At 60.6% G+C, this 23204-nt stretch carries 27 protein-coding genes; all 27 read right to left on the bottom strand.

The window, feature by feature from the left end; all coding sequences use genetic code 11:
* Positions 1–14: 14 nt before the first annotated feature.
* Positions 15–1058, bottom strand: a complete 1044-nt coding sequence (locus ACEN93_RS22820; RefSeq protein WP_495610531.1) for a phage baseplate assembly protein — start codon at positions 1056–1058, stop codon at positions 15–17.
* A 3-nt stretch (positions 1059–1061) separates the two neighbouring features.
* Positions 1062–2297, bottom strand: a complete 1236-nt coding sequence (locus ACEN93_RS22815) for a DNA circularization protein (protein ID WP_495610530.1) — start codon at positions 2295–2297, stop codon at positions 1062–1064.
* The gene (locus ACEN93_RS22810; RefSeq protein ID WP_495610529.1) at positions 2284–4056 is read right to left on the bottom strand and encodes a phage tail protein; all 1773 of its coding nucleotides are present in this window, start codon (positions 4054–4056) and stop codon (positions 2284–2286) included. Before ACEN93_RS22810 ends, ACEN93_RS22815 begins: the two co-directional genes overlap by 14 nt.
* Positions 4057–4186: 130 nt before the next feature.
* Positions 4187–4483 (bottom strand): phage tail assembly protein, encoded by a 297-nt coding sequence (locus ACEN93_RS22805; protein WP_003222226.1) that lies wholly within the window; start codon positions 4481–4483, stop codon positions 4187–4189.
* Positions 4480–4827, bottom strand: coding sequence for a phage tail tube protein (locus ACEN93_RS22800; RefSeq protein WP_007908779.1), 348 nt, complete (start codon positions 4825–4827; stop codon positions 4480–4482). The genes ACEN93_RS22805 and ACEN93_RS22800 overlap by 4 nt, the downstream gene beginning before the upstream one ends.
* Positions 4828–4894: 67 nt before the next feature.
* Positions 4895–6391, bottom strand: a complete 1497-nt coding sequence (locus tag ACEN93_RS22795; RefSeq protein WP_495610528.1) for a phage tail sheath subtilisin-like domain-containing protein — start codon at positions 6389–6391, stop codon at positions 4895–4897.
* Positions 6391–6570 (bottom strand): DUF2635 domain-containing protein, encoded by a 180-nt coding sequence (locus ACEN93_RS22790; protein WP_495610527.1) that lies wholly within the window; start codon positions 6568–6570, stop codon positions 6391–6393. Before ACEN93_RS22790 ends, ACEN93_RS22795 begins: the two co-directional genes overlap by 1 nt.
* On the bottom strand, positions 6567–7151 hold the full coding sequence (locus tag ACEN93_RS22785) for a phage tail terminator protein (protein ID WP_103386540.1): 585 nt from the start codon (positions 7149–7151) through the stop codon (positions 6567–6569). Before ACEN93_RS22785 ends, ACEN93_RS22790 begins: the two co-directional genes overlap by 4 nt.
* Before the next feature lie 61 nt (positions 7152–7212).
* Positions 7213–8241: a phage late control D family protein gene (locus tag ACEN93_RS22780; RefSeq protein WP_495610526.1), complete on the bottom strand. Its 1029-nt coding sequence runs from the start codon at positions 8239–8241 to the stop codon at positions 7213–7215.
* 9 nt (positions 8242–8250) lie between these two features.
* Positions 8251–8463, bottom strand: a complete 213-nt coding sequence (locus ACEN93_RS22775; protein WP_480401832.1) for a tail protein X — start codon at positions 8461–8463, stop codon at positions 8251–8253.
* Positions 8456–8839: a phage tail protein gene (locus tag ACEN93_RS22770; protein ID WP_007954886.1), complete on the bottom strand. Its 384-nt coding sequence runs from the start codon at positions 8837–8839 to the stop codon at positions 8456–8458. The genes ACEN93_RS22775 and ACEN93_RS22770 overlap by 8 nt, the downstream gene beginning before the upstream one ends.
* Positions 8836–11064 (bottom strand): phage tail tape measure protein, encoded by a 2229-nt coding sequence (locus ACEN93_RS22765; RefSeq protein ID WP_495610525.1) that lies wholly within the window; start codon positions 11062–11064, stop codon positions 8836–8838. The genes ACEN93_RS22770 and ACEN93_RS22765 overlap by 4 nt, the downstream gene beginning before the upstream one ends.
* 128 nt (positions 11065–11192) lie before the next feature.
* A complete protein-coding gene (locus tag ACEN93_RS22760) occupies positions 11193–11774 on the bottom strand; it encodes a phage tail assembly protein (protein ID WP_102686571.1) in 582 nt (193 codons plus the stop codon).
* 100 nt (positions 11775–11874) lie between these two features.
* Entirely contained in the window at positions 11875–12381 is a 507-nt protein-coding gene (locus tag ACEN93_RS22755; RefSeq protein WP_285411956.1) for a phage major tail tube protein, read from the bottom strand.
* The gene (locus ACEN93_RS22750) at positions 12381–13547 is read right to left on the bottom strand and encodes a phage tail sheath protein (protein ID WP_495610524.1); all 1167 of its coding nucleotides are present in this window, start codon (positions 13545–13547) and stop codon (positions 12381–12383) included. The genes ACEN93_RS22755 and ACEN93_RS22750 overlap by 1 nt, the downstream gene beginning before the upstream one ends.
* Positions 13548–13549: 2 nt before the next feature.
* The gene (locus ACEN93_RS22745) at positions 13550–13735 is read right to left on the bottom strand and encodes a hypothetical protein (RefSeq protein ID WP_064593825.1); all 186 of its coding nucleotides are present in this window, start codon (positions 13733–13735) and stop codon (positions 13550–13552) included.
* A gap of 99 nt (positions 13736–13834) precedes the next feature.
* A complete protein-coding gene (locus ACEN93_RS22740) occupies positions 13835–14263 on the bottom strand; it encodes a tail fiber assembly protein (RefSeq protein ID WP_490841743.1) in 429 nt (142 codons plus the stop codon).
* A gap of 1 nt (position 14264) precedes the next feature.
* Positions 14265–17210, bottom strand: a complete 2946-nt coding sequence (locus ACEN93_RS22735) for a tail fiber protein (protein WP_495610523.1) — start codon at positions 17208–17210, stop codon at positions 14265–14267.
* A complete protein-coding gene (locus ACEN93_RS22730) occupies positions 17211–17846 on the bottom strand; it encodes a phage tail protein I (RefSeq protein ID WP_103386545.1) in 636 nt (211 codons plus the stop codon). It abuts the gene before it with no gap.
* On the bottom strand, positions 17843–18838 hold the full coding sequence (locus ACEN93_RS22725) for a baseplate J/gp47 family protein (protein WP_103386546.1): 996 nt from the start codon (positions 18836–18838) through the stop codon (positions 17843–17845). Before ACEN93_RS22725 ends, ACEN93_RS22730 begins: the two co-directional genes overlap by 4 nt.
* Positions 18835–19167 (bottom strand): hypothetical protein, encoded by a 333-nt coding sequence (locus tag ACEN93_RS22720; RefSeq protein ID WP_007954853.1) that lies wholly within the window; start codon positions 19165–19167, stop codon positions 18835–18837. Before ACEN93_RS22720 ends, ACEN93_RS22725 begins: the two co-directional genes overlap by 4 nt.
* Before the next feature lie 14 nt (positions 19168–19181).
* Positions 19182–19790 (bottom strand): phage baseplate assembly protein V, encoded by a 609-nt coding sequence (locus ACEN93_RS22715; RefSeq protein WP_039771230.1) that lies wholly within the window; start codon positions 19788–19790, stop codon positions 19182–19184.
* Between the two features lie 3 nt (positions 19791–19793).
* Positions 19794–20315, bottom strand: a complete 522-nt coding sequence (locus ACEN93_RS22710) for a hypothetical protein (protein WP_495610522.1) — start codon at positions 20313–20315, stop codon at positions 19794–19796.
* 73 nt (positions 20316–20388) lie between these two features.
* A complete protein-coding gene (locus ACEN93_RS22705; RefSeq protein ID WP_039771226.1) occupies positions 20389–20727 on the bottom strand; it encodes a phage holin family protein in 339 nt (112 codons plus the stop codon).
* Positions 20728–20874: 147 nt separating this feature from the next.
* Positions 20875–21321 carry a tail fiber assembly protein gene (locus ACEN93_RS22700; RefSeq protein WP_052266599.1) on the bottom strand — a complete coding sequence of 149 codons (447 nt, stop codon included), beginning with the start codon at positions 21319–21321 and terminating at the stop codon, positions 20875–20877.
* A 136-nt stretch (positions 21322–21457) separates the two neighbouring features.
* A complete protein-coding gene (locus tag ACEN93_RS22695) occupies positions 21458–21880 on the bottom strand; it encodes a tail fiber assembly protein (RefSeq protein WP_235375918.1) in 423 nt (140 codons plus the stop codon).
* Between the two features lie 519 nt (positions 21881–22399).
* The gene (locus tag ACEN93_RS22690) at positions 22400–23134 is read right to left on the bottom strand and encodes a LexA family transcriptional regulator (RefSeq protein ID WP_085612303.1); all 735 of its coding nucleotides are present in this window, start codon (positions 23132–23134) and stop codon (positions 22400–22402) included.
* Between the last annotated feature and the right edge of the window lie 70 nt (positions 23135–23204).

The following is a 23204-nucleotide window of genomic DNA, read 5'->3' as shown; positions in this document are numbered from 1 at the left end:
AGGGAGGTGCCGGCTCAGGCTTTTTTCGGTGGAGTCGGATTGGCGTCGAAGGTATGCGGTGGCGCCACTTGCAGGGTGGTCACCGAGCCTTGCGCCGACAGCGAATACGTCACCTTGGAGATCAGCATGTCGCCATCGAAGCCGAGCACCGGATCCTTGACCTTCACCAGCGTGTTGTGGCGCCACAGATCGCCGTTGGACTGGCGCCAGCCCTGCACCTGATAAGTGGTGGTCAGCGCTCGGCCCATGCGCGTGGCGCTTTCCCACTGGGCCCGTTGCTGGGCCAGTTCGAACGTCAGTTGCGAGCCTTCGTTGATGATCGTGGTGCGCCGACGCTTGAAGCTCAGGTCGGTGGCGCTGGATTCAACCTCGCTGACCGCTGCCCCGCTCTTCTTGTCGTTGCCCTTTTGCTGGCCGATCACCCGGTATTCGGAGAACACCTGGCTGTGATCCATCGGCGCATTGGCCGAGAGAATGTTCTTGCCCAGCTCCAGCGCATCGCTCGCGCGGCCGCCGCTGCCCGGTTTGGCCAGCACCAGCCGACCTTCGGCGTCATCGGTGGAAAACACCCGGTACAGCGAGAGCAGACGGTCGATCGACTGAAACACGGTTTCACCCGGGACGATGGTGTGTTTGCTCAGGCGCGCGGTCTCGGGAATTTCGTTGACCACAAACTGCGAGTATTCCCCGGCCAGGGCCTGGACGATGTTCAACAGCGGCTGTTCCTGCCATTGGCCGGGGATGTTTCGCGCCGCACAATCGACCAGATCCTGGGTCTTGGAACTGCCTTCGATGCTCAGGCTGATCTGCCGCCCGTCATAGCTGATCGGGGCCTTGAACACATAACCGGTGAGCACCAGATCCTGGCCGATCCGCACTTCGCACGGGTCGCCGGCCTTGATCCGCTGATCCACGGTCTGCCCCGGCCATTGCCAGGTGATGTCGAGTTTGAAGGTGCGGAACTGACGCTCCAGGTCCGCGGTGATCTGCACGCTTTTCCAGCCGCCGTATTCCATGTTGTTGACGGTCAGCGTGACGCGGTTGTCCATCTCGCTCATGGCTTACTCCCTGGAAACTTTGACTTCGTTGGGTGAGTACCCCGGATGAGACAGACCGTTGCGCTGAATGACCTCGGTCACACGGGTGGCGTCGCCAAACTGTTTGTAGGCCACGACCACTGCCGGAAAGGTTTCCTGAAAGGTTTTGCTGACCAGTCGCACACCCGACGAAGCCACGGCCTTGAGGTGCGCGATCAGCGCTTCCTTCACATCGGCGATGGCCTGGTAGTGCGCGGGGTCGGCCTTGTCCTGGGCCTTTTGCAACGCTTCGTTCAACTCTTTTTGCAGCGTTTGCAGATCGTCGGTGACCGGCACTTCCTGACGCGTGACCGGCTGCTTCGATTGCTGGTCCAGCGAAGGTGTCGAGGTCAGTTTCACCGGCGTCGACGCCACCGGCATCGAGGCCACCCACTGCGCCACTTTGACGATCAGGGTGTCCTGCACCAGGTTGGCCATCGCTTGCGCCGCGGCGTTGGTGTCCTTGCCGGTGGTGATTTTCGGCGCGTCGGCCTTGCGGATGGCTTCTATCTGTTGGGACACGTCGGCAATCACGCCACGGTAGCCCTCCTTCGCGAATGCTTTCAGCTCCTTGATATCGCCGAGCAACCCCTTGAACTCCGCCGCCACTTCTTTGGGCAATTCCTTCACCGCCCTGACCAGCTCGGTGATCTGCTTGTACTGCGCGATCAGCGGCTTCAACTGCTCCTTGATCACGTCGTACACGCCGGTGAGGCTGTTGCGCAGATTGGCGATGCCGATCCGCGCCGCCTTGATCAGGGTCATCGCCTGTTCGAAGCGCGCCACCGCCGAGCCGAGTAAACCTTCGGCCTTGATCAGCAGGACTTTTTGCGTGCTGACCGTCGCCGTCGGAAACGGCAGCGGTCGGTCCGGGTAGAACTTCAGACTGAACGTCACCATCCCGCCGTCCTGGCGGGTATGGGTCATGTCGCACTCGCCGACCTTGACCTGCAAGCGCCCCAGCCACGGATGCACCAGTTCGCCGCTGCCCTGTTCCAGGGCCTGGAGCAGCTTGTCGCGCTGCTCCAGGCAATCGGCACCGATGATGAACGCCGTCAGGTCGTGGGTCTTGGCCTGCTGGCCGAGGTCCTCGAAAAACGGCAGGTCGCGTTGCGGGTATTCGTGCAACTGCCCCTTGCGACCGACCGGGGTTTTCGCCTGGTCGATCCAGAAGCCGACACCGCGAAAGGATGCCGGCAACAAACGGTCACGCCAGTTCATTGGAACCTCCCATGGACAGCGAGCGATAGCCGATGCGCGAATTGAGCGCCAGCCCCGGTTGATTGGTTTGCGGTTGATCGGTGCGCAGCCCCGCCGGTGCGTTTTCGAAGCGCACCGTCAGGCCGCCTTCGAGTTGCGTACGGTTGTTGGCGGCGCTTTGCTGGATCAGTGCGCTGGAAGATTGCGGCAACGAGCCGCCCTGCAACGCACTGCCGCCCTCGGGTTTCGAGCTGGCACCGAAAAATGCCGGCGCCAGTTCACCCTTGCCTTCGGCATTGGTCTGGCGTTGCGCTTCGGTCAGGGTTTCGACCTTGCCGGTGACCTTGGCGATCAGCCCGGCGAAGCCACCGTCGAACAGTTCCTTGATCGGTGCGATGACGGTTTGCAGCTTTTGCCACAGCTCGCCGAACCACCCGACAATCGGCCCCCAGCTCTCAATGATCTGATCCAGGGGTTTCCATTCAAACAGGCCGTGCAAAAAATCCACGACCGGCGCGGACAGCGCCAGCACAACACCCCACAGCGCCGAGAAAACCTCACCGATGGGCTGCCAGTACTGCGCAATCTGCTCCAGCGGCGACCACTCGAACAGACCGGTGAAAAAGCCTTTGACCTGTTGCACTGACGTTTGCAGTGCCGTCCAGATCGGTTCGAAGAATCCGACGACACCACCCCAGGCGCTGGTGATCATTTCCATCGGGAAAAAATCGAACAGTGCCCGCAGCGTATCCCGGGTGATTTGCACGGCCGATTGCAGCGTCGTCCACACCGGCTGAAAGTACGCAACAACACCGCCCCAAGCGCTGGTGATCATCTGCATTGGCGAGAAGTCAAACAGGTTTCTGAGGAGCGCCATCACCGGCACACTCAAGGCCTTGAGCAGTTCCCAGATCGCCGAAAACAGTCCCGTCAGCGGTCCCCAGTTTTCCAGGATCATGCCGGCGGGCGACCACGAGAAAACCGACTTGAAGAAGTCGATCACCGGCGCGGTCACGACCTTGACCTTGTCCCAGATTCCCGAGAAGAACCCCGTGACCGGTTCCCACAGCGCCGCCAGTGCCTGCAGCGGCCGCCAGTCGAGCACTGAGCGCAACGTCGCCATTGCACTGGCTCCGGCATTTTTCACGCTCTCCCACAATCCGGTGAAGAACGCGGAAATCGGCGTCCAGTTGGCCACGATCAGACCGGCCGCCACGGCAATGCCCATGGCGATCAGCATGATCGGGTTGGTCTTGAGCATCATGCTCATGACGTCCATCACCTGGGTCATGCCGGTGACGGCGGTTTGCATGGCGGAAAACGCAATCGCCCCCGCCGCCAGCCCTTCGACCAGTTTCGGGTTGTCGGCCAGCAGGCTGCCGACCTGGGTCAGCATCGGCTCCAGCCCGACGACCAATGCGCCCACCGCCGGCACCAGTGCGGCGTCCACCGCAGCGGATACCTTCTCCATGGATGCGCTGAACACGTTCAGGTTCTGCGCGGCGGCTTTGGGCGTATCCGGCAGGTCGACGGTTTTCGCCGTCTCGCTGACCTCGGCATGCTTGCCCTGAAAGGCTGCGGCGGATTTGATGCCGTCCACGAACGGCGTAATCACGCTGCCGCCCTTGAACAGACCGCTGATGTCCAGTTTGCCGAGGCCGGTCTGTTCGAGGTTTTTCTTGAAGTCATCGACCTTCACTCGCAGGGCGCCGAGTTTGGGTGACAGTTCGTCGATGCCCGTAAGCAGCACCGACGCTTTAGCTTTGGTTTCTTCTGCCATCACTGCACCTGCTGCATCGCATTGATCCGTTGCGCGTGCTCCAGCGATTCGCGAAGCACATCCAGTGGCCTGGCCATCATCTGTTCGGGGTCAACCTTCCAGAACCAGGCCAGGTCATAGGCGACCGAAATCAGGTCGGTGATGGCTCCGACGCCGCACTCATGAAAAAACTCGCAACGGCCCAGCTCAGCGCGTTGAGGTCAGCCAGGTCCAGCTGGTTGACCGACGACGGCGGAATGCCGGCGCATACGGCGATGTATTTGGCCGCCACGTCCATGTCGAGGCTGACCTCTTCGCTCTTGTCGATCTTGTACGGCAGCGCCTTGATCGCTCGCACCTCCTGCACCGTCGGACGGCGCAGGACGAGTTCGGTCAGGGGCTCGCCGTGAGCTTCGATCGCAACCTGAAGCTTCACGGCGCCGCTCATTGCCAGGTCCCCTTGATGCCTTCGAATTTCAGTTCGATGGTGGCGTCATCGCCTTTGGAGACTGGCTCTTCGACCAGGTAGGCACCGGCCAGTACGTAGACTTTGCCGTTGCTGAATTCGCAGGTGACGGTGATGTCGGTGCCTTCGATCAGCTTCTTCAACGGGAAGTCGGCGGTGTGCAGCGCGGTCACCTTGAACGATGGCGCGATGTCGGTTTCCTTGTAGAAACCCGGCACGACGGTTTCGCGTTTGACGGCCATCAGCGGGGCTTCGCAGCCGCCATTGATAGTCAGTTGTGCACCGTCGACCTTGACGTAGCAGGTGCCTGCAATCAGTTGACCCATGGTGTTACTCCCTTCAAATAAAAAGCCCACGCAAGGTGGGCTGAAATCACAGTGTCAGACGGGCCGATCAGGCGACGTCGTCGTACTGCAGGCGGAACTGGTTGAGCAGTGCGAACACGCGCAGACCGTTGACGTAATCCGGCGGGAACAGCACGTTCACGCGGCTCGGGTCCTGCACGTCGCGCTCGACGATCAGGTGCTCGGCGAACAGCTCGGCGTTTTCCACGTGGCCTTCGAGTTCGAGCTTGGCGTACTGGGCGATCAGCTCGCCGCGAATGGTCGCCGGGGTGACGATCGGCTGGCCGGCGCCGAAACGGGTGCCGTCGGAAGCCAGTTTGTGGCGACCGTACTTGCTGGTGATCACGCTTTGCAGACGACGCACGATGAACGCCGACTGGTGCATGGTTTCGCTGTCCAGGTACGAGTTGTCAGCCTGGCCGTAGGCGTTTTTCTGGTAGGTGGTAATCGAGCGCTGGATGCGCACGTAGCCGCCTTCGTAGTACGCGGTGGCGATGCCGTAGTTGAGCAGCGACTGACGCTCGGTCAGGGTGAAGCGCTCGCTCGCCGGCGCCGGATCGACACCCGGCAGGCTGCCGCTCTGGGTCGGACGGCTGGCGTCAGCCGAGATGAACACCGCCGTGCGCGCGGCCAGTGCTGCAGCTTGTACCCACACCGGTTGCGGAACGCCCGGTTCCAGCGCCTGAATGGTCATGTGCTGGTCGTTGCGAGCCTGACCGGCTGCCACCAGCGTGCCGACGGTGCCGCGCTTGGCGCTGTAAACGTGACCGAACAGTTGCTTGGCCCACGACCAGCGACCGGTGCTGTCGTCCATGACCGCTTGCCAGGTGTTGAGGGTGGCCAGGTCGGACCATGGCAGTGTGATGAACTCGAACGGCTCATCACCCAGTGCAGCAACCGCTTCAACCTGGTCAGGCACACCGACGCCGCCGGTCATGGCGGTGATTGCGGTGGTCAGGCCGGCCGGGGTTTCTTCACCGTTGCTCTTGCCCAGGCGATTGAATTGCAGGCTGATGTCGTTGCCGCTCTCGCCGGTCCATTTGGCGTTCAGAGTGACGACGCCTTCGGCCGCTGCTGCGCTCACCGGCAGATCGGCGGTGGCGTTGATTTTCTGTGCCAGGGCAGTCGCCGCTTGTGCCGCAGTGGCACCGTTGACCACAGTGGCCTGAACGCGGACGCCGCCGACATACAGGTTGAGCACGCCAGCCTGGGTCGCGGTGCCGGTCAGGGTCAGCACGCCTTTGGCGATGGCGCCGGTGGCGTTGTGCAGCGGCAGGCACCAGATCTCACCGATCGGGTCGGCCTTGCGGAAGGTCTCGTACATCGAGGCGAGCATCGAGCCCTGGCCGCCAATGCTCTTGGCCAGCGCCACGCTGGAGACCAGCACCAGTTTGCCGACTTCGCTCGGAGCGATGTTGTCGTTGACCTGCGCCACGATCAGGCGACGCATGGACGAGGACGCGCTATTGGCGGCCGAGTTGTCCATTTCGGCATAGAACAGCGGTACACGAATGTCCGCAGGGATGTTACTGAATCCGATCGCCATTATTTGGCTCCCTTTTGTTTGGCTGTTGCGGTTTTGAGGGTGATATCGCCGTCGGCCAGACGCCGGCGCCACCAGGCGCTGTCCAGCACTTCACGGCCTTCCAGTGGCAGCAGGTCGCCGGCTTCCGGGTCCGGCACGGCACGGCCAGGGGCCGGCACTACGATGATGCGGTTGCTCATGGGGTTACGTCTCCAGAGAAAGTCATTTCCACGCGCCCGTCAGGGCCCGGGCGTTTCAGGTTGGGGTCGGCCGGGTCGATCGCATCGACCCGCACGGTGGCCCCGGTAAAGGACGACAAACCGTCCAGTTCGCGTTCGTGCCAACTTTCCGCAGGCTGACTTGGCAGATTGCGGCCCAGCTGGAACTCGGCAAAAAAGCGCAGCCGGTAGAACGCGCGGCTGCTGTTGATCGAGACCGTTTCGCCGCCGTCATAAACGATGGCGCTGTAGTTGGAATCGGGTTTGAAACCCACCAGTGCACGCCACAGTTCGGCGCGCAGGTCGTGCAACAGATCCAGCGCTTTTGTGGCGTCCGTGGCATCGAGTGCCAGGATGATTTCGAAGCGGTCGCGGATCGGTTGGCTGGGGGAGTTCTGTGAAGAGCTGGCGCTGGCTACGTCCGACAGCGGCAAAACATGGGCCGAGGGCATCGGCAGATTCGGGTCGCCTTGCAGCAGCGCCAGGTCGACACCTGTCGCGATATGGCCGGCAAGGCTTGGGCATTGCGCACGCAGCTGCGTGAGGATCGGAGAGATCTTCATGGGGAGCGTTCCAGGATGTGGGAGTGGCCACAGTGATGCGTGTGGCGGTGAGATCGGAGGATCAGTCCTTGGCTTTTGCCTCGGGATCCCGGCCGGTCGCTTCGATCAGGCAGCGATAGCTTTCCTCGCGCTTGCCGCTGGCCGTGACCTTTTCAATCGACCAGCGACCGCGCATGAAGTCCGGCCAGGTATCGTCGAGTACCAGCAGACCTTCGGCTGCCAGCAGTGGATCGCCCGGGCAGGTGACCTTCAGCTTGTATTTCTCGCGCAGCATCTTGCGCACTTCGGCTTCGCCGATGGTTTTGGCTTCTTCTTCGCTGGCCAGTTTCTGGCGGATGACCTTGTAGGGTTCGGAACCGGTGATCACCTCCCGCAGCTTGCCGAGAGCACCGTCCCAGAATGAGGTTTTGCAACCCTGATTCTGGGTGCGGGCGGTTTCTTCCAGCGTGGCGCTGATGAAGGCGTGATCGCCCGGCCGATTGTTTTGGGTCACCGACAGTCTGACGTCCGGTATCACCTGGCCCGACAGGTTTTTGAGCTGCGCCGGTTTCGCCAGTACATAGAGGTCGTTGAACGGTTTGGCCACCGCGTCGTACTTTTTCGCCAGGCGTGTGATGAAGCCCATGTCGGTTTCGTTCGACTGGTCGACATGAGCGATCCTGATCAGCGCCAGTTCGGGATCCACGCGCGGCGAGAATCCGTGTCTCGAGACCAGCTCGCGAAACAGTCCGCCAAGGGTTATAGGGCCATGACTGGCCGTGCGCCGTTCCTTGAATCCGGTGTCGTCCTTGCCGCTGAAAGGCGCGGCGGTCGCGACAAGCGTCAGGCGCAGCGGGAACAGCGTGGGTGTCAGTCGAATGACCTTGAACTGGCCTTTTTCGACCAGCCCGGTCTCCAGATACCCCACCCGCAACCCGATGGTTCCGCCCAGGGTCGGCAAGCCTTCCAGGCCTTCCAGGTCGATCACCAGCGTCAGTTGATCGGACTCCATCCCGGCGGCATCGATGTGTTCCCAACTGATCAGGCGCTGGTTGAGCAGGTCCTTGTGGGCGCCGTAGATTTCGATCGCCGGCGTAAATCCCTGTGCCATGCAGCCTCCTTAATCCCAGGCCAGAACCGGTTTGATTGCAGCCGGTTTCGAGTCGAGCTCCGGCAGCGTCACCCAGACACCTGCCGGCAGGATCGGGCCGTGCTCGGCCAGGGTCGGGTTGAGTTTCCACAGGGCTTCCTCTGCGCTGTCATCGCTGCGACCGGTTTCGCGGTACAGCAACAGATTCACCGAGTCACCGGCCACGCTTCGTACCTTACGCATTGTTGAACTCCGACAATCCGATGACCCACTTGATCACCATCGCGGTGCCGTCATCGATGACCTCGCTCTGGTTTTCGTCGATGCTGTTGATCCGCCACAAACCCCAGTTGCGACCGATGCCGTCAATCAACGGCAACGGTACACGCAGTGCTTGCAGCGCACGCAATTCATCGAGCCGTTCCATCCCCACGGCGTACATCGAGGTGCCGGAGATGGTCAGGGTTTCAGGCTTCTGCCCTGTCTGATGGGATCTGGGTTTGCTGTTGAGGATCTGCAACTCGGTCCAGCCACCCTCGGATTTTCGCGACAGCGTGCTGTACGCAAAATCCCGGGACAGTCCGAAGATGAAACTGCCCAGTGCCATTTGTTGTTTCATTGGGCGACTCCATCGGTCAGGGCTGCGTCGCGGCGGGTGGCGAGCGGGTTGTTGGTCAACAGCGGCAGGAACTCGCCGTGGAATTGTCCGCTCAGTTGTTGCCCGATGATCGAGCGAATCTGCTCGGCAGTGTCCGGTGCCGGACAGGTGACCTGGATCAGTGGGGAGAAGGTGACTTGCTGGTTTTGACTTTGAGTGGGAGCGTTGACCAGGTTTTTCGCGACATCTCCCGGTGCAGCGAGTTTGTCGGTGGGCGGGTCCGCGAGTTTTTCTGATAGCCATGAGCCCGCCATTCCGCCCAAGGCACTCCCGATGCCTATGCCGACACCTGGAAAAACAAACCCGCCGATCACAGCGCCAATGGCTGCCCCTGCCAGCTCGGCTTTTGCGCTTCCCACCGCTTTTTCATCACCTTCACGCAGGCCTTTCAGGCCTGTGTAAGCGGCGTGCGCCACCACTAACGGGGCAGCGACCTTACCCACCAAAGGTGTCATCCGGGACAGCATCGGCATGATCTTGGCTCCGAAACTCCGCACCGCAGGCATGACCTTGGCACCGGCGCTCCGCACCGCAGGCAAGACCCTGGCAGCCGCACGCTTGATCGAAGGCATGACCTTCATCGCTGCACCACGCAGGCGATTGCCCAGGCTTTGACGAACAGCGGGCGTGCGGGGCTTGGCACTTTTCGCAGTGGTTTTAGCCTGCTTGCCCTGACCCGACTTGCGAGCCGAACGTTTCTTTTTGCGACCGCCACCGTTGTCATCGTCACCGGTGATCATATCGCCGACTTCGGACGGAAGACGTGCTGCGGCCAGGCGCAGAAGCCTCGTGGAGACCGCATCAAGCACTGCAGACACGCCGGTTTTCAGTGCCCCCGCCACGAACGGCGTGGCAGCCACCCCAAGCAATGTCAGTGCAGCGGTGACGAACGGGAAGGTTTCGGCCGCTGCGCTCAGTCCATTGACCACCGCAGTAAGCCCGATGGCAATGCCGTCTGTCACCGGGGCCAATGCATTGCCGACTGCCGTGGACAGCCGGTTTAGACTCGCATCCAGCGCATTCCAGCGTCCCTGCGATGTATTGCCATAAGCCTCAGCGGTTGCTCCCGCCGAGCCTGCATACAGGGACTTGTCAGCAACCAGCTTGAACGCCGTTTGAACATCCTCAGGCTTCTTCAACAACTCGAGGATTGCATCATTGTTGCCAAACAGCGTTTTAGTCAGCGAAGCCTGTTTCTCCTCAGGCTGTTGCTTGAGTTGTTCCAGAACCAGCTTGATCGTTTCGGGTGCATCGCCACTCATCCCGTGCGCGAGCGACTCCGGGTTCAGACCTATGTCGGCCCAGGCCGAGCGCTGCGCCGATGACGCGGATTCTCCCTTGCCCAGAACCGTCGTGAAACTCTTCAGCGCCGCTCCGGCATCGGTCTTGTTAGCGCCGCTGTTGAGGAACGCCGCCGCAAGTGCAGCCACTTGTTCGGGTGTCATCCCGGCAGCCTTGGCGTCCTGACCGGCGCTTTGAACGACGGAGCCGATGTCCGCGGCTTTGACGTTCAGGCCACTGTTGCCAAGGTAGTTGGTTGCGTCTGCCAGATCCTGGCTCTGCACCTGATCAAGCTTCAAAGCGGTGCGCCAGCCCGACAACATTTCGCCAGCCGCCTTGACATCCATCTTGAAGGCCGAGGCATTGATGGCGGCATCACGGGAGAAATCCTGTAACGCCTCGGTTTTCTGCTCGCCCTTCAGACCATCACTGATGCCGGACCGCAGCCCTGCGAGTTGCACTTGCAACAGATCCGCGCCGGTAGCCCCGCTGGGGGCAACCCGTTTATCACTAGCGATTTCCAGGTTCTTTTCCGAAAGACCCTGAAGCGATTTCGTGCTCAGGTGCAGCACCTGATTCAATTCAACCAGCGCCGTCTCGTTGGCCATCGCCGATTGCAGTCTTTTCGGTGGCGGGCGCTGCTCGATTTCCGCCTTGAGTTTTGACTTCGGCTCACTATTGGCGGCTGGCGGCGCCGTGACGACCTTGAACAACGACTGCTGGCTGACCAGCAGTTCCCGCAGCTTGATCTGCTCCTGCGTGAGCAAGCGAATATCCACGCTGACCAGCGCCATAGTCAGATTCAAGTCCTGCAGCGGTTTGCCAAAGCCATCGGCCACCGCCAACCCGGCTGCTGCGTTGCCACTCTCATTGGCGTATGTGAGCGCAAATTTGCTCTCTGCCATGCCGCTCTACTCCTGTTTCACGCCAAGGCGAGTGATCGCTATGTCGTAGCGGCGCAACGCCTTTTCGGCGTCCCACTCCAGAATTTCCGCCTCACTTACCGGGTAAATGAGCGGCACGATATCGAGGACTACTTCGATGTCGCGTTCTGAAAGAAGGCCGCCGGCTGGTTTAAAAAATCGTCGATGCGCACCTGCAATTGCGTCCAGTCCGGCACGCTCAACAGGGCCAGATCGGGGATCATCAGGCCGGTGCAATGGGCGGTGATGAACTCGGCGCGTTCCTTGGCCGTTTTCAGTTTCTTCATCACTTTGGTGGCCCGCAGCGCCGGCATTTCCAGACTCAGCGAAGTCACGGTGCGGCCGGTGACGGCGAGCGGCAACAGCAGTTGCACCTGATCGGGATCGTCGGACTGTTCCGCGTCTTCGACCTGGTCGAGAAAGAACGACGCCGGACGGGTCGAGAATTCGTGCACGTACTGCGCGATGGTCACGTAGTCCGGGCGCTTGAGCTGGTCGAGTTCCTTGACCGACAAGCCGGTGGCCAGCAGCGCCAGTTCAAAGAACTGGTCGTCTTCATCGTCGCCTGCGCGTTCCAGCGCTTCTTTCTGGGCGGCGTAGAACAGCGGCTTGAGCTGGATCGATTCGATCTGCGAGCCGTCGTCACCGGTGATCGGCGACAACAGGTCATGCTTGGGTGGCATCCACGACATGTATGAATTCCTTGGTAATTCTTGAGGGGGTGTTGCAGTCCCTTGTGGGAGCGGGGTTTGCCCACTCCCGCAGGGTTTTGTGATTGCCTTTGGCCGAGGCTTACGGCATCAGCACCGCACGACGGGCATCACCGAGGATGTCGACGCCGTTGAGCACGAACTTCTGGGTGCGCACGTCGATGTCGATCACCGGCACACCGTTTTCCAGGCGGTTGTAGGTGCGGCAGGAGAACTCAAGAGTCGTCAGGGCTTTGCCACCCATTTTGATTGCTTCTTCACTCATGGTTTTGAGCTTGCCGCCAATGGTGTGATAGGTGAACCAGGTGTTGCCGTCCTGATCCTGACCGGCTTCACGCACGTTCAGCAGAATGTCGTCGCCCAGTTTCACACCCATCGCCAGCAGCACTTCAGCGCCGGTGCCTTGCAACTTGAGCGTGGCATTCAACGGCTTGGCGCTCTTGGCCATTTCCTCAACGATGAAGCGCCCGCCCGTCATGCTTTCCATGTCGAAGTCGATCTTCGGCGGAGTGAATTCCTCAACGGTTGCCGACAACGGCAGGCCTTGCAGGGTGGCCGCGATGGCCTGTCTTACGCGGTTGGTAAACATTAGAGAACGTCCTCCAGGAACTGCTCGATGATTTCATCGCGGGCGTTGAGTTGATAAACCATGTGTTCGTTCGGCGCGTAGCGGCCGTAGTCGATGACCACGTACCAGGTGCCGTTCTTGTACTTCTCGACGCTGTTGAGTTCCGGGTGCAGGTACACGCTGCCGCCGGGAATGGTTTCGTCGGCGACCAGGGTTTGCAGCCAGTCGTTGATGCGTTTGACTTCCTGATCCATGAACGACTTGGTCAGGTTCTTGGCCATGGCTTTCTGGCCGGCCTTCACCAGCTTGCGGCTGATGGCGTCTTCCAGACCGACGTAGCTGATGAACTTGCCGGTGATCGAGCGGTTGCCCAGCAGCGAGAAGCCGCCAAGGATGGTGCGGGCGTAGTAGCTGACGCCGTAGCGGTTGAGCAGATCGCCTTCGGTGGAGGTGTCGAGGATGTTGTATTCAACGACCCGCGACACGTCCTCGGCGTAGGTCACCTGGTTGCCCGGGCTTTCCCATTGCTTGACCTTGGCCAGCGCGGCAATCGCCAGACTGGATGGCGCGAGGAACACGTTTTTCTTCGCGGCTTTCGAGTACACGGCCGGCATGTTGTGCACCACCAGGCAACGATCGAAACCGAGGTCAGCGCCGCCCAGTTCCTGGCTGTACAGCACCTGATCGGCGACCGAGACGTCCTTGCCGTCCAGCACCACACGGGCCTTGACGCGCTTGCCGAACGAGGCGAACTCGCTGGCCACAGCTTTGGTGCCGGTAAAGCCCGGCGCGCCGATGATGGTCAGGTCTTCCGGAACGCTGCCCAGTGCTGCCAGACCGAGTTTGCGGCCGGTGGCTGGCTCAACACCGCCGATTACCGCGTTGACGGTGTCAGCCGGGGTCGCGCCCGCTTCGACGATCACCACGTACACCGGCACCTTGACCACTTTGAGGATCTGGTAAACGGCGTGGTACAGCGTGCCCTCTTCCGAGCCGGTCGGATCGAGCAGCGCATGGGTGGTGAAGCTGTTGATGCGAAACGGTGCGTTGCGCGGAATCAGCGGATCGGCTTTCGGCGCGGTGCCGACCAGACCGATGACGTTGTCGCCCAGGCCACCCATGGCCTCGGGGGATTCGGTGGCATTGACGGTAATGCCGTTGTGCTCGAAGTTCAGAACCTCAGCCATAGTCAGTCAGCCTTCTTGGCAGCGGCCTTCACGGCCTTGGTGGTAGTTGTTTTCAGCTCCAGTCGACCGGCGCTGTGCAGGGCACTGGCCTCGACATCGAGCAGATCGAGTTCCTGGCCGACGCTCGACCAGTGCCCACCGCCGGTGGGGAATGGAACGAGCACGGTGTAGGTTTGGCGGGTTGCCATTTTTCGTTTCTCCATAAACGGGAAAGCCCCTCGTAGGGAGGGGCTTGGCGGGTGTTGAGTGTTTTTGAGCGGGCAAGAAAAAGCCCTGGGACGGGGCACTTATCGAATTTGAATATTGATCCAGGCAGGCGTTGCTGGACGTTGCTCCGGCGATGGAAAAGCCGGTGACTGAGGCCAGTCACGCAGATCCCGGATATAGGCCAGCAGCTCGCTGAATTGCGCGGTGGTAAGGGTTGGTGCCTGATTCATATCGAGCTGATCTCGATGACGATCGCGCAACCATTGCACCTGCTGAATCTGCGAATCACGCCAAGCACGTTCCACCGTGGCTATTTCTTCCGGTGTCCAGGCAGGCGGGTCAAGCAAGACAGGCATTCCGTCTTCATCATGGCCACGAACCTTTTCCAGCGGTGGGTTGGCAAAGACCTCCAGATAACGAGCTTCCGATATCGGCACCACGTCATCAGGCATCACGCTATGTAAGCTGTCCAGATAGGTGCCGCCCGTTGTTTTGCTGTAGTAACGCATGTCAGGAACCTATTGCGAAATAACGGAAATTTGTCGTGGCCAGAGTGCTGTAGGCAGTAAACGCGGACAATGAAGTCGCCGTTGCACCGACAGAATGGGCGCCACTGCCCCCGTCTGAAACCACCATCTGGTAAACCTGAGAGCGAAAGGCAATCGGGTAGTTGAAGTTTCCGGTGGTGCCCGACATCAGCGCCTGGCCCCATTGAAACATCACCCCGCCAAGCCATGACGGAAACACTACATATCCATTAGGGGCGAGACTGATCTCAAAACCCAATCGCAACTTCTTCGGAGTCACCATGACGCCGTCGTCTGAACCGGTATTCAACTGATTCGACGTCGCGATTTTTGCTGTGCCTTGATTGCTTTCGGTCGCTTGCTGCGCCAGCACCGCCAAGGAGGCGACATCAATGCTTCCCTGATTGACCGGCGCGTTCCAGGCTTTGATGCACCACATGACGCTGATGTTTCGTGGGCGAGTGCCAACAAGGTTGCCACGCTCAAACATCAACGGTGTGTCTAAAAAGGACTTCCCAGGGTTGTCAGCCGTGCTGACGGTAATGCCGGTTCCCGGATACATGGCCTTGTTGACCACGTCGCCACCAACGTATGAATGAGCATTTTCGCTAAGGGTCGGACCCAGCGTGAATGCAACTGTGGTGTCTTGCAGCGCCTTGAGATCAGGAGTTGTCGCGTCAGTCGCCAAAAGCGTTGCCTTCTGGAAACTTCCCAGCTCCCGTCCAGCGTCCACACCTCGTCCATGATCCCACCCTCGCAGGAACTCACCGCGAGACTCTGGCAGGCGGAAATTGCCCGCGCCTTCGTCCCCTTTGTTGAACTTTGTTCCGAGATACGCCGCCAGATCCGGATAGGTCGCAATGCTCTGCACACTGCCATCCAGCTCAAGATAACCGGCAGGAACGACACCCGTTGGAAAGGACAGAACAGCTCCCACCGGAACAGAAGATTTAAGTTGCGAGACTTCCTTGGCCAGTGCGGCGACGTCGATGTTTCCCTGATTGATCGGCGCGTTCCAGGCCTTGATGCACCACATGACGGCGAGGTTGCGTGGTCGCGCCTCGCTGCCTCCCGACGTGTTCATGTAGCTGGCGAAGTTGGAACTGCCTGTCTGCGTTCCATTGTCGGCAACGATACCCGCGGCGTTGGCGCCACCGTTATTGCCGAAAACGGGAATCCGGGTGTAGGTGTGGGCGTGAGCCTTGTTGTCATCCGCCTGCCAGCTACCGAGCCCGCGACCTATATCGATCCCGCGACCATGATCCCAGCCACGCAGGAATTCTCCGCGAGACTCCGGCAAACGGAAATTACCGGTGCCCTCATCGCCCTTGTTGAATTTTGTGCTCAGGTACGCCGCCAGATCCGGATAGGTCGCAATGCTCTGCACGCTGCCATCCAGCTCAAGAAAGCCGGGCGGTACGATCCCCGTTGGAAACGCCATGACAGCACCCACCGGAACGGCAGAGCCCAGCCGGGAGACTTCCTTGACCAGTGCCGCTACGTCGATGTTTCCCTGATTGACCGGAGCGTTCCAGGCTTTGATACACCACATCACTGCGAGGTTGCGGGGACGTGCTTCTGCTCCACCCGAAGCCTTGGTTACAACATCATCCATATTGTTGTATTGCTGAAGAAAGTTACGCCTGGTCTCGCCGGGCGCGAATGTATCGACAATAACGTCATAGACCGTCCCGTGTGTATGCGCCTTGTTGTCGTCCGCCTGCCAGCTACCAATCGCCCGACCGGCATCCACCCCCCGCCCATGATCCCAACCGCGCAAAAACTCCCCACGCGCCTCCGGCAACCGGAAATTCCCGACACCCTCATCCCCCTTGTTGAACTTGCCGCCCAGATAGGCGCTCAAGTCCGGGTAAGTCGCGCTGCTCTTGACGCTGTTGTCCAGCTCGAGAAAACCCGGCGGCGGCGTATCGACAGGGAACGCGACAATCGAGCCCACCGGCAGCGCCGAGGCCTTGGCAATCAGCGCCTCGACTTCAGCCTTGGTGTACGAATCCTTGATGCCGAAACCGGCCAGCGTGTCCGGATTCGAGCCGGCCGTCGCGCGGCCGTATTCGTCGACGCTCAGACTCTTGTAAGTCCCGGCGGCAATCCCGGTGCGCCCTGCCAGCATCTTGAATGTCAGCGCTGTTGTGCCAAGGGTAATCGGCGCATTGGTGGTCAGGTGCCACAGCGAATCGCCGTTGAGCGTCCCCTCCTCCACCATCACCGTCAGGCCCGGGGTGACCTTGGCGCTGACGTTGGCATCGTTGGCCCGAACCCAGTCGCCGTTGGCGACGATCCACAGGCCGTTGTCTTTCGCCAAGGTCTGGTTCGGCAACAGCACACGGTCACCGGCAACCACCGCCACACCGTCGATCTGCTGCGCACCGTTCAACACCACGTTGGCGGTGGCGGCGACGCGCACCGATTGTTTGCCATCAAGCTTGCCGAGTTCTTCGGCGAGGTAGCTCATGACCCACGCCCGAGTGGCCTTGACCACCGTGTCATCGATCAGCAGCGTCACCAGCGCGGCATTGCTGGTCTCGAAAATCGAGCGGATGTAGAACTCTTTGCCCGAGCCCGACGTGGCCAGCACCGGTTTGAACGACTCCGGGTATTTGACGATCGCGTAGAGAATGCCGGTGTCGGTCCACAGACCGGCTTCACGCACGTACCAGCCACCGACGTCCGGCGGGATGGTGACTTCGGCGAGCAGCCAGCTCGGGTTTTTCTCGTCCTGGAACAGCGCGTTGAGCGGTCCGCGCCAGACTTCGCGTTTCAGCGCAGTAGCCGTCGCGGCCGGGTTGTAGACCGCGCCGCCGCCGTCGCCGACGGAAATCTGCGTCAACTTGATCGGTACGCCCGCGGCCTTGCACGCCGTTTCGTAGGCAATCCCTGCGTTGGTGAGCAGGGTGTAATAGTCAGCCATTCAGGCCCCCTGAGGATAAATAGTGGATGTTTCGACGGTGTACAGCGCAGCCGCCATGAAGGCCTCGCCAGATGTCTCGAGCCCTTCGAGGAACACCGGATAGACCGTGGTCAGCTCACCGCAGAAAGTCGCGGCGCCGATGACGTGATTGCCGAAGGCGCTGAGGCCGACCGACACCGACAGCACGTCCCGCTCGCTCTTGGCGTCAGCCAGGCGCCGGTCGAGACGGGCGTCGATTTCTTCGCTGTAGGGTTGTTCGCTGAAGGCCCGCACGGAAAAGCTGTAAGGCTCGCCGGGCGGGGTCTGTTCGTACCAGGCGCGGATTTCCGGCCTGAGCTGCAAACCCTTGGCGGCGTTCTCCAGCGCCTTGCGAGTGCCGGCCTGGCGCGCGGTGGGCCAGGCCAGTTCGACGGTCAGGCGCTTTTCCTCTTCCGGTGCGTCGGTGCTCCATTCGGCAACCCCACGATCCGCCGCGAGATACGGCAGGAAGGCGACGGGGGTTGAGGCCGGGTTCATCAGTTCGGGAAACGGCGGCGCAACGCGATCAAGCAATGCGCCGAAGCCGATGTCGAGGGCCCGTTCCAGCGCCGAGCTGTTGGCCGGCAGCAGGGTCGGACGCGGTGTCTGATCGGTCATAGCGTCTGCACCTCGACCTCGACCGCCGTGCAGTACGGCGCTTGAAATGCGCTGCAGACGATGGGCGTCAGCGGTTCAAGAATCTGCAATTGCACGGCGCCGGCGCTGTGCAGCGTGTAGTCGATCCAGCTCGGGTCGACCCGGCCTTCCAGGCGATGGCAACTGTCGGCGTAGGCCTGCAAGTGTTGCTGCGCGGCGACCTTGGTCAGGCCCGAATCCGGGCCGGAATTGATCTTCGCCACCACGCGGATTTTGTAGCGCTGAATCTCGGCGGCCTGCACCGTTACCTTGTCCGTCTCGGGACAAACGTCGGGCCGTGCAAAGTGTCGACGCACGCCTTCGAGAAGAGTCGGGGACGGCGTCCCGTCGCCCTCGCGGGCAAGCACGGTAACTTGCACTTCACCCGGCGCGGTGCGACGGCCGTTACCGTCCTTGACCTGCGCGGCGAGGCCGTCCGGGTCGAAGGTGTAGGTGACGTTCACCACACCGGCCTCGGTGGATTCGACTTTCACTGTCGGCCGCTCGCCGAGGGTGAACACCTCGCGGCGATACTGCATCCGCGAACCTGCTGCCGGCGCATGGGGCGCCAGGTAATAGCGCAGCCGGGCATCGTCGTCGCTCTCGTAAATCGCCGGCACCGGCGGGAATGCCGCCGGATCGCCCGGGTCGAGCAACTGGCGCTCCAGGCCCATGTCCGCGAGCCGCGCATCAAGGTTGCTGCCGGTGGCCCACCACGCCAGCATCTGCTTGATGCGGGCGTTGTATTTGCGTTCGTGGGTTTGCAGGCGAACGCAGAACGCCTCAAGCGCCAGGGTCAGCAGCTCGCTTTCGTTTTCCAGGCTGGTCTTGAGTTTTTCCGCGCTCTGCGGCGAGCGGGCGCCGACGTACTCGACCACGAAGGTCTTGAACTCGGCGAGCAGATCCTCGAAGGCATCGACCTTGATCAAGGAGGGTTCGGCCAACTGATTCTGGCCGGGGATCAACATGCTCATGTCACGACCTCGAAAGTCTGTTGGCGGTTTTTCCAGGTACCGGCAAACCGCAGCAGCAAACCGGCGCCCTGTCGGGTGGCGACGATCACGCCGGGCTGGAAATCGCCGATGCCGTTTTGCGGGTTGTAGAACGCCTGGGCCGCGTGGCTCTGGGCGAGCAACAGGATGTCGTCGCCCAGGTTCTGCCCCAGCAGCGTGGGGATCAGCGAACCGTACAAGGGCCGTTTTTGCCGGGTGCCCAGCGGCGTGGTCAGAGCCCGGGTCGCGCGCTGCACGAATTGCAGCCAGTCGTCGACCGTGGCCCCGCTGTCTCTATCGATTCCGATCATGGGAAGCTCTTGATTCAGGGGCTGATGACGCGGCCCTGGTGATCCACCAACGGGCCGCTGAAGTGCACGCCCGAGGCGTCGATGGTCAGCCCGACCGCGCCCAGTTGCAGGTTGATCGCTTGCGGGGTCATCGCCAGCCGTGCCGGCCCGATGCTCAGCTCAAGCGACTCGCGAGAACCGTTGAAGGCGGCCGGGCCGTTTTGCCAATGCAGCGTGTGCGTGGCGTCGTCGTAGCCGCTTTCGCTGCCGTCCTGATGGACGCGACGAGTCAACGTCGGCACCGTCGAGGTCGGTGGAAAACGGTCACTGTTGAGGCCGAACAACGCCACGCTCTGCGCGCCGCTTTCGCCGCTGCCGTAGTTGAACAGCAGACACTGCTCACCCACCGTCGGGATCCGCGACTCGCTCTGCGCACCGGCGCTGGGGTTGAAGAACTTGATGGCCGGTGTCAGCAATCCGCCATGGCTGACTCTGCAGGTGTTACTGGCGGCATCGACTTCCTGACAGATGCCGATGCGGCAATAACTTTCGGCACGCCGGTGCAGGTCTTCGATTTCCGCTTCCATCTCGGCCAGGCGTTCGATGATCGGGCCCAGCTGCATTCGCAGTAACGCGTCGAACATCGGTCAGGCCTCCAGCGTGGTGTATTGGTCGGGATCGTCGATGTCGCTGACTTCCCAGGTGCGGGCGAATTTCGGTGTACCGAGCGGGTCGTCCAGCAGGGTCGGGCCCAAGTAGAGGGTCTGGTTGAAAGACAATGTCCAGGCTTTGTTCGGCTGGTCGGCGCGGATGAGCAATGACGGCAATCCATCGATGTTCATCGGCAGATCGCATTGATCGCCGGACAGGCCCCAGCGGTTGTCGGTGACCAGATTCTTCAGGGCGGCGATCAGGTCACAGGCGGCAAACGCCGTGGCGGACAGCGCCGGAATGACTTGCAACGACAGCGTCAGCAAATGGGCGATGCGCCCATTGGCGGCGCGCTCTCCCGGTGCATTTCGCTCGATGTCGATCAGCACCCAGGCCTTGTCGCCGGGGGCCGTGAAGTCATCGTGACTGCCGACCTGCACGTTCAGCTCGGAGCTGTTGCGCAAGGCTGTCGCCATCGCCATGAACAGTTGCGAAGGCTGCTGGATCGGTGCGGGCATGCTTGACCTCCTTTTTCTGATGTCCACGCGAAGTCCCGCCGCACGGCGTGCAGCGAGACAGGAAAGTGAGGGGTTATTGCGGATCGCGCGGCGGAACTTCGCAGACGCCGATGCGCTTGGCGGCCCAGCGTTCGTAAAGACCGATGGCCACGTCGGCACCGGCCATTGCGGTGAGACAACCAAATGCCCCAGCGGCCCAGATCGACAGCCCGGCGGCATACAGCAGCATGATCGCCGAGACACCGCAGATCATGCAGGCGCCGGAGCGCAAGGCCAGGCGCCGCAACAGTGACCAGCCGCGAGCGCCCTCCTTGTCGGCACGCCACATTTCGCCGGACACCCCGCCCACGACGGCCAGGAGGATGACCAGCCAGATCGGCATGTCCGCCAACGCTTGTTGCTCGTTTGTCATGTCACGCCTCCTGGTGTGATGGATGAGTGGTGTGTGTGTGTTGGTTTCAATCGTTTTCTCTTGAGGCAGGCATTCCAAAAAGCCCGGCGCATTGGCCGGGCTTTTCAGTAATGCACGCTCAGTTTTGCACTGCCGCTCATGACGGAATCAGAAGGGGATCACTGGCCAGTTGATCGAGGCTGGGTAGCCCGGTTGACTGTTCACCTCGCCAAGAGCAACGAAGTACTGTTTGTAAGCGAGCAACTTCGCCTCTTCTTCAGACGTGGCAATACCCAGATCGTGCTTGTAATGCAGAGGGTGGAAATTCAGCCATTCGACGGCGTCATCCATTTCCTTGCGAAGACGGGCACGTGCGAGCGCGAGGTGGTCTTCGTCGGTCAGCTCAACAAAAACAAATATGACAGTGCCATTAGGTTGCCAGGACTGAAAAGCCTTCCAGCCGACTTGAACTGTCGTATTGCCTGTCGCATCAACCCATACGCCCGATACTCCCTCGATCGGCGCAGTCGGCAGGCCCTCCTCCGTATCCAGAATCTGGATAACCATCGCAAAGCCGGTGGGATAGGCACTGCCAACGTAGACATAACGATTCATTTTCATCTCCTTATAAAGTTCAGGCACTGCATTGTTCTGTGCAAACCTGACGATCCATGGCGCGATGGGTGCGCCAGGCGGGCATTCCAAAAAGCCCGGCAAATGGCCGGGCTTTTCAGTACTGATCTCTGGCGACCTACGGCAACTCTGGCCAAACGATGGTCACCGGAAAGTCCGGCTGCTTATTGACCTGAGTGAAGGCCACGCAGTACTCCTTGAACGCGCTCAGGTACAGTTGCTCCGCAGTAGTAGCAATGCCCAGATCAACTTTGTATTGCAGCCCGGCGGAGGCAACACGGGTGATTACGTTGTCGAACCGACGCGTTTTTTCATTGCGCAGTTGTTCACTCAACGCCGATTGGCCCCAAGGAAACTCGGGGGCGAAAGACCAGACACCGTCGGTGTTGATCGCGTTGTGGCCGTAGTCAACCTGGCCAGCTATAGCGGTAACGTCGACCCACACCTGATCACCGGGAAACTCTTCGGTGATCGGATTGACCGTTTCGAAAATGTTGTCGACCTTGCCATTCACTACGCGTGCATATTTTTTCAAACTCATTGCTGACATCCTTATTTGATCGCCTGTATCGCGGCTTGGGTTTATCTGTCTGCATCGGGCAGGCATTCCAAAAAGCCCGGCAACTCGCCGGGCTTTTCAGTAATGCGCTCCTTCGCCTTCCTTCAATCCTGTGTACGAGAAGGAAGCTGACTTTTCGGCGCTACTGGCGCGGTACGAGTCCATTCAAATTGTTTTTCCGACCGCGGTCCCTGCCCGCCGGATAACTGCTTCTGGTGCTTTACGCTGCACACCCGGGTCAGTTGCCAACCCTCTGAACCGTTGAGGCCGGTTCATCGCTGCCTGTTCTTGTGGAACTAAAGAGCTGTTGTTGCCAGCCGCTTTGTCGAGCGGCTTGGTGGCAAGAATATGCATGGATGCATATACAGTCAATGCGTAAATGCATTTATTCATGCACAAGAAATGCGCGAATGCATGAAAGCCCCGCGATTCAAGGGTTAGCCGGTTTTCTACAGGCGAAAAAAAACCCGCCGAGGCGGGTTTTGTCAGCGAGGAATCCGGTTACCGGGCGTACATGCCCCACCAGAAGACGTGACCGAGGATGACGATCTGCTCTTCCTGCATGTCCTGAAAGCTGTAGTCCTCATCCGGGTGTTCATCGCGGTTGAAGCTGCGCAGACGGATACCGGTAGGCAGGCGATAAAGCTGCTTCACCCGCAGTTGACCGTTGTGGTTGATCGCATAAAGGTCGCCATCGATGATGTCGCCGATCCCGCATTTTCCCGCATTGACCCCGACCGTGGCACCGTCGCGCAGCACCGGCAACATGCTGTTGCCCCGCACTGTCACGCATTTGGCCTGATCGAACTGCACACCGTTATGGCGCAGGCTGCGCTTGCCGAAGCGCAGGCTGGAGCGTTCGCTCTCTTCGATGACGAATCTTCCTGATCCAGCAGCCAATTCAACCTCGCGAAGAAAGGGCACCGACACCTCGTCGTCATCGACTGGCGTGTCGTCGTCCCACAGGCTTATGTCCTTGAGTTCGGAATGCAACTCGTCGCGTCCGCCGTTGCTGGCGGGCGCAACATCCGCGCGCCCGCGCAACTGATCGGTGCTCACGGCAAAGTACTCGGCGATCTTTGAGATGTGTTTATCCGAAGGATCGACGATCTTCCCGCTGAGAATCCGCGAGAGCGTGGATTGAGGCACGCCGGTGCGACGGTGAAGCTCCGTGGGGGAGATCCCGTGCTGGTCGAGCAGTGCTCTTAAGACGGTAGATACGTTGCGTTTTTGCATAACGCGCATAGTGCTTGAAGTTTTTCGCGAAGACAAATGCTGATTTGCATAAATCGTGCATACTCGAGCT

This window comes from Pseudomonas sp. Pseusp21, from assembly GCF_059492145.1.
The sequence above is the reverse complement of the archived record's forward strand: the minus strand, read 5'-3'. Positions and strand labels throughout refer to the sequence as shown.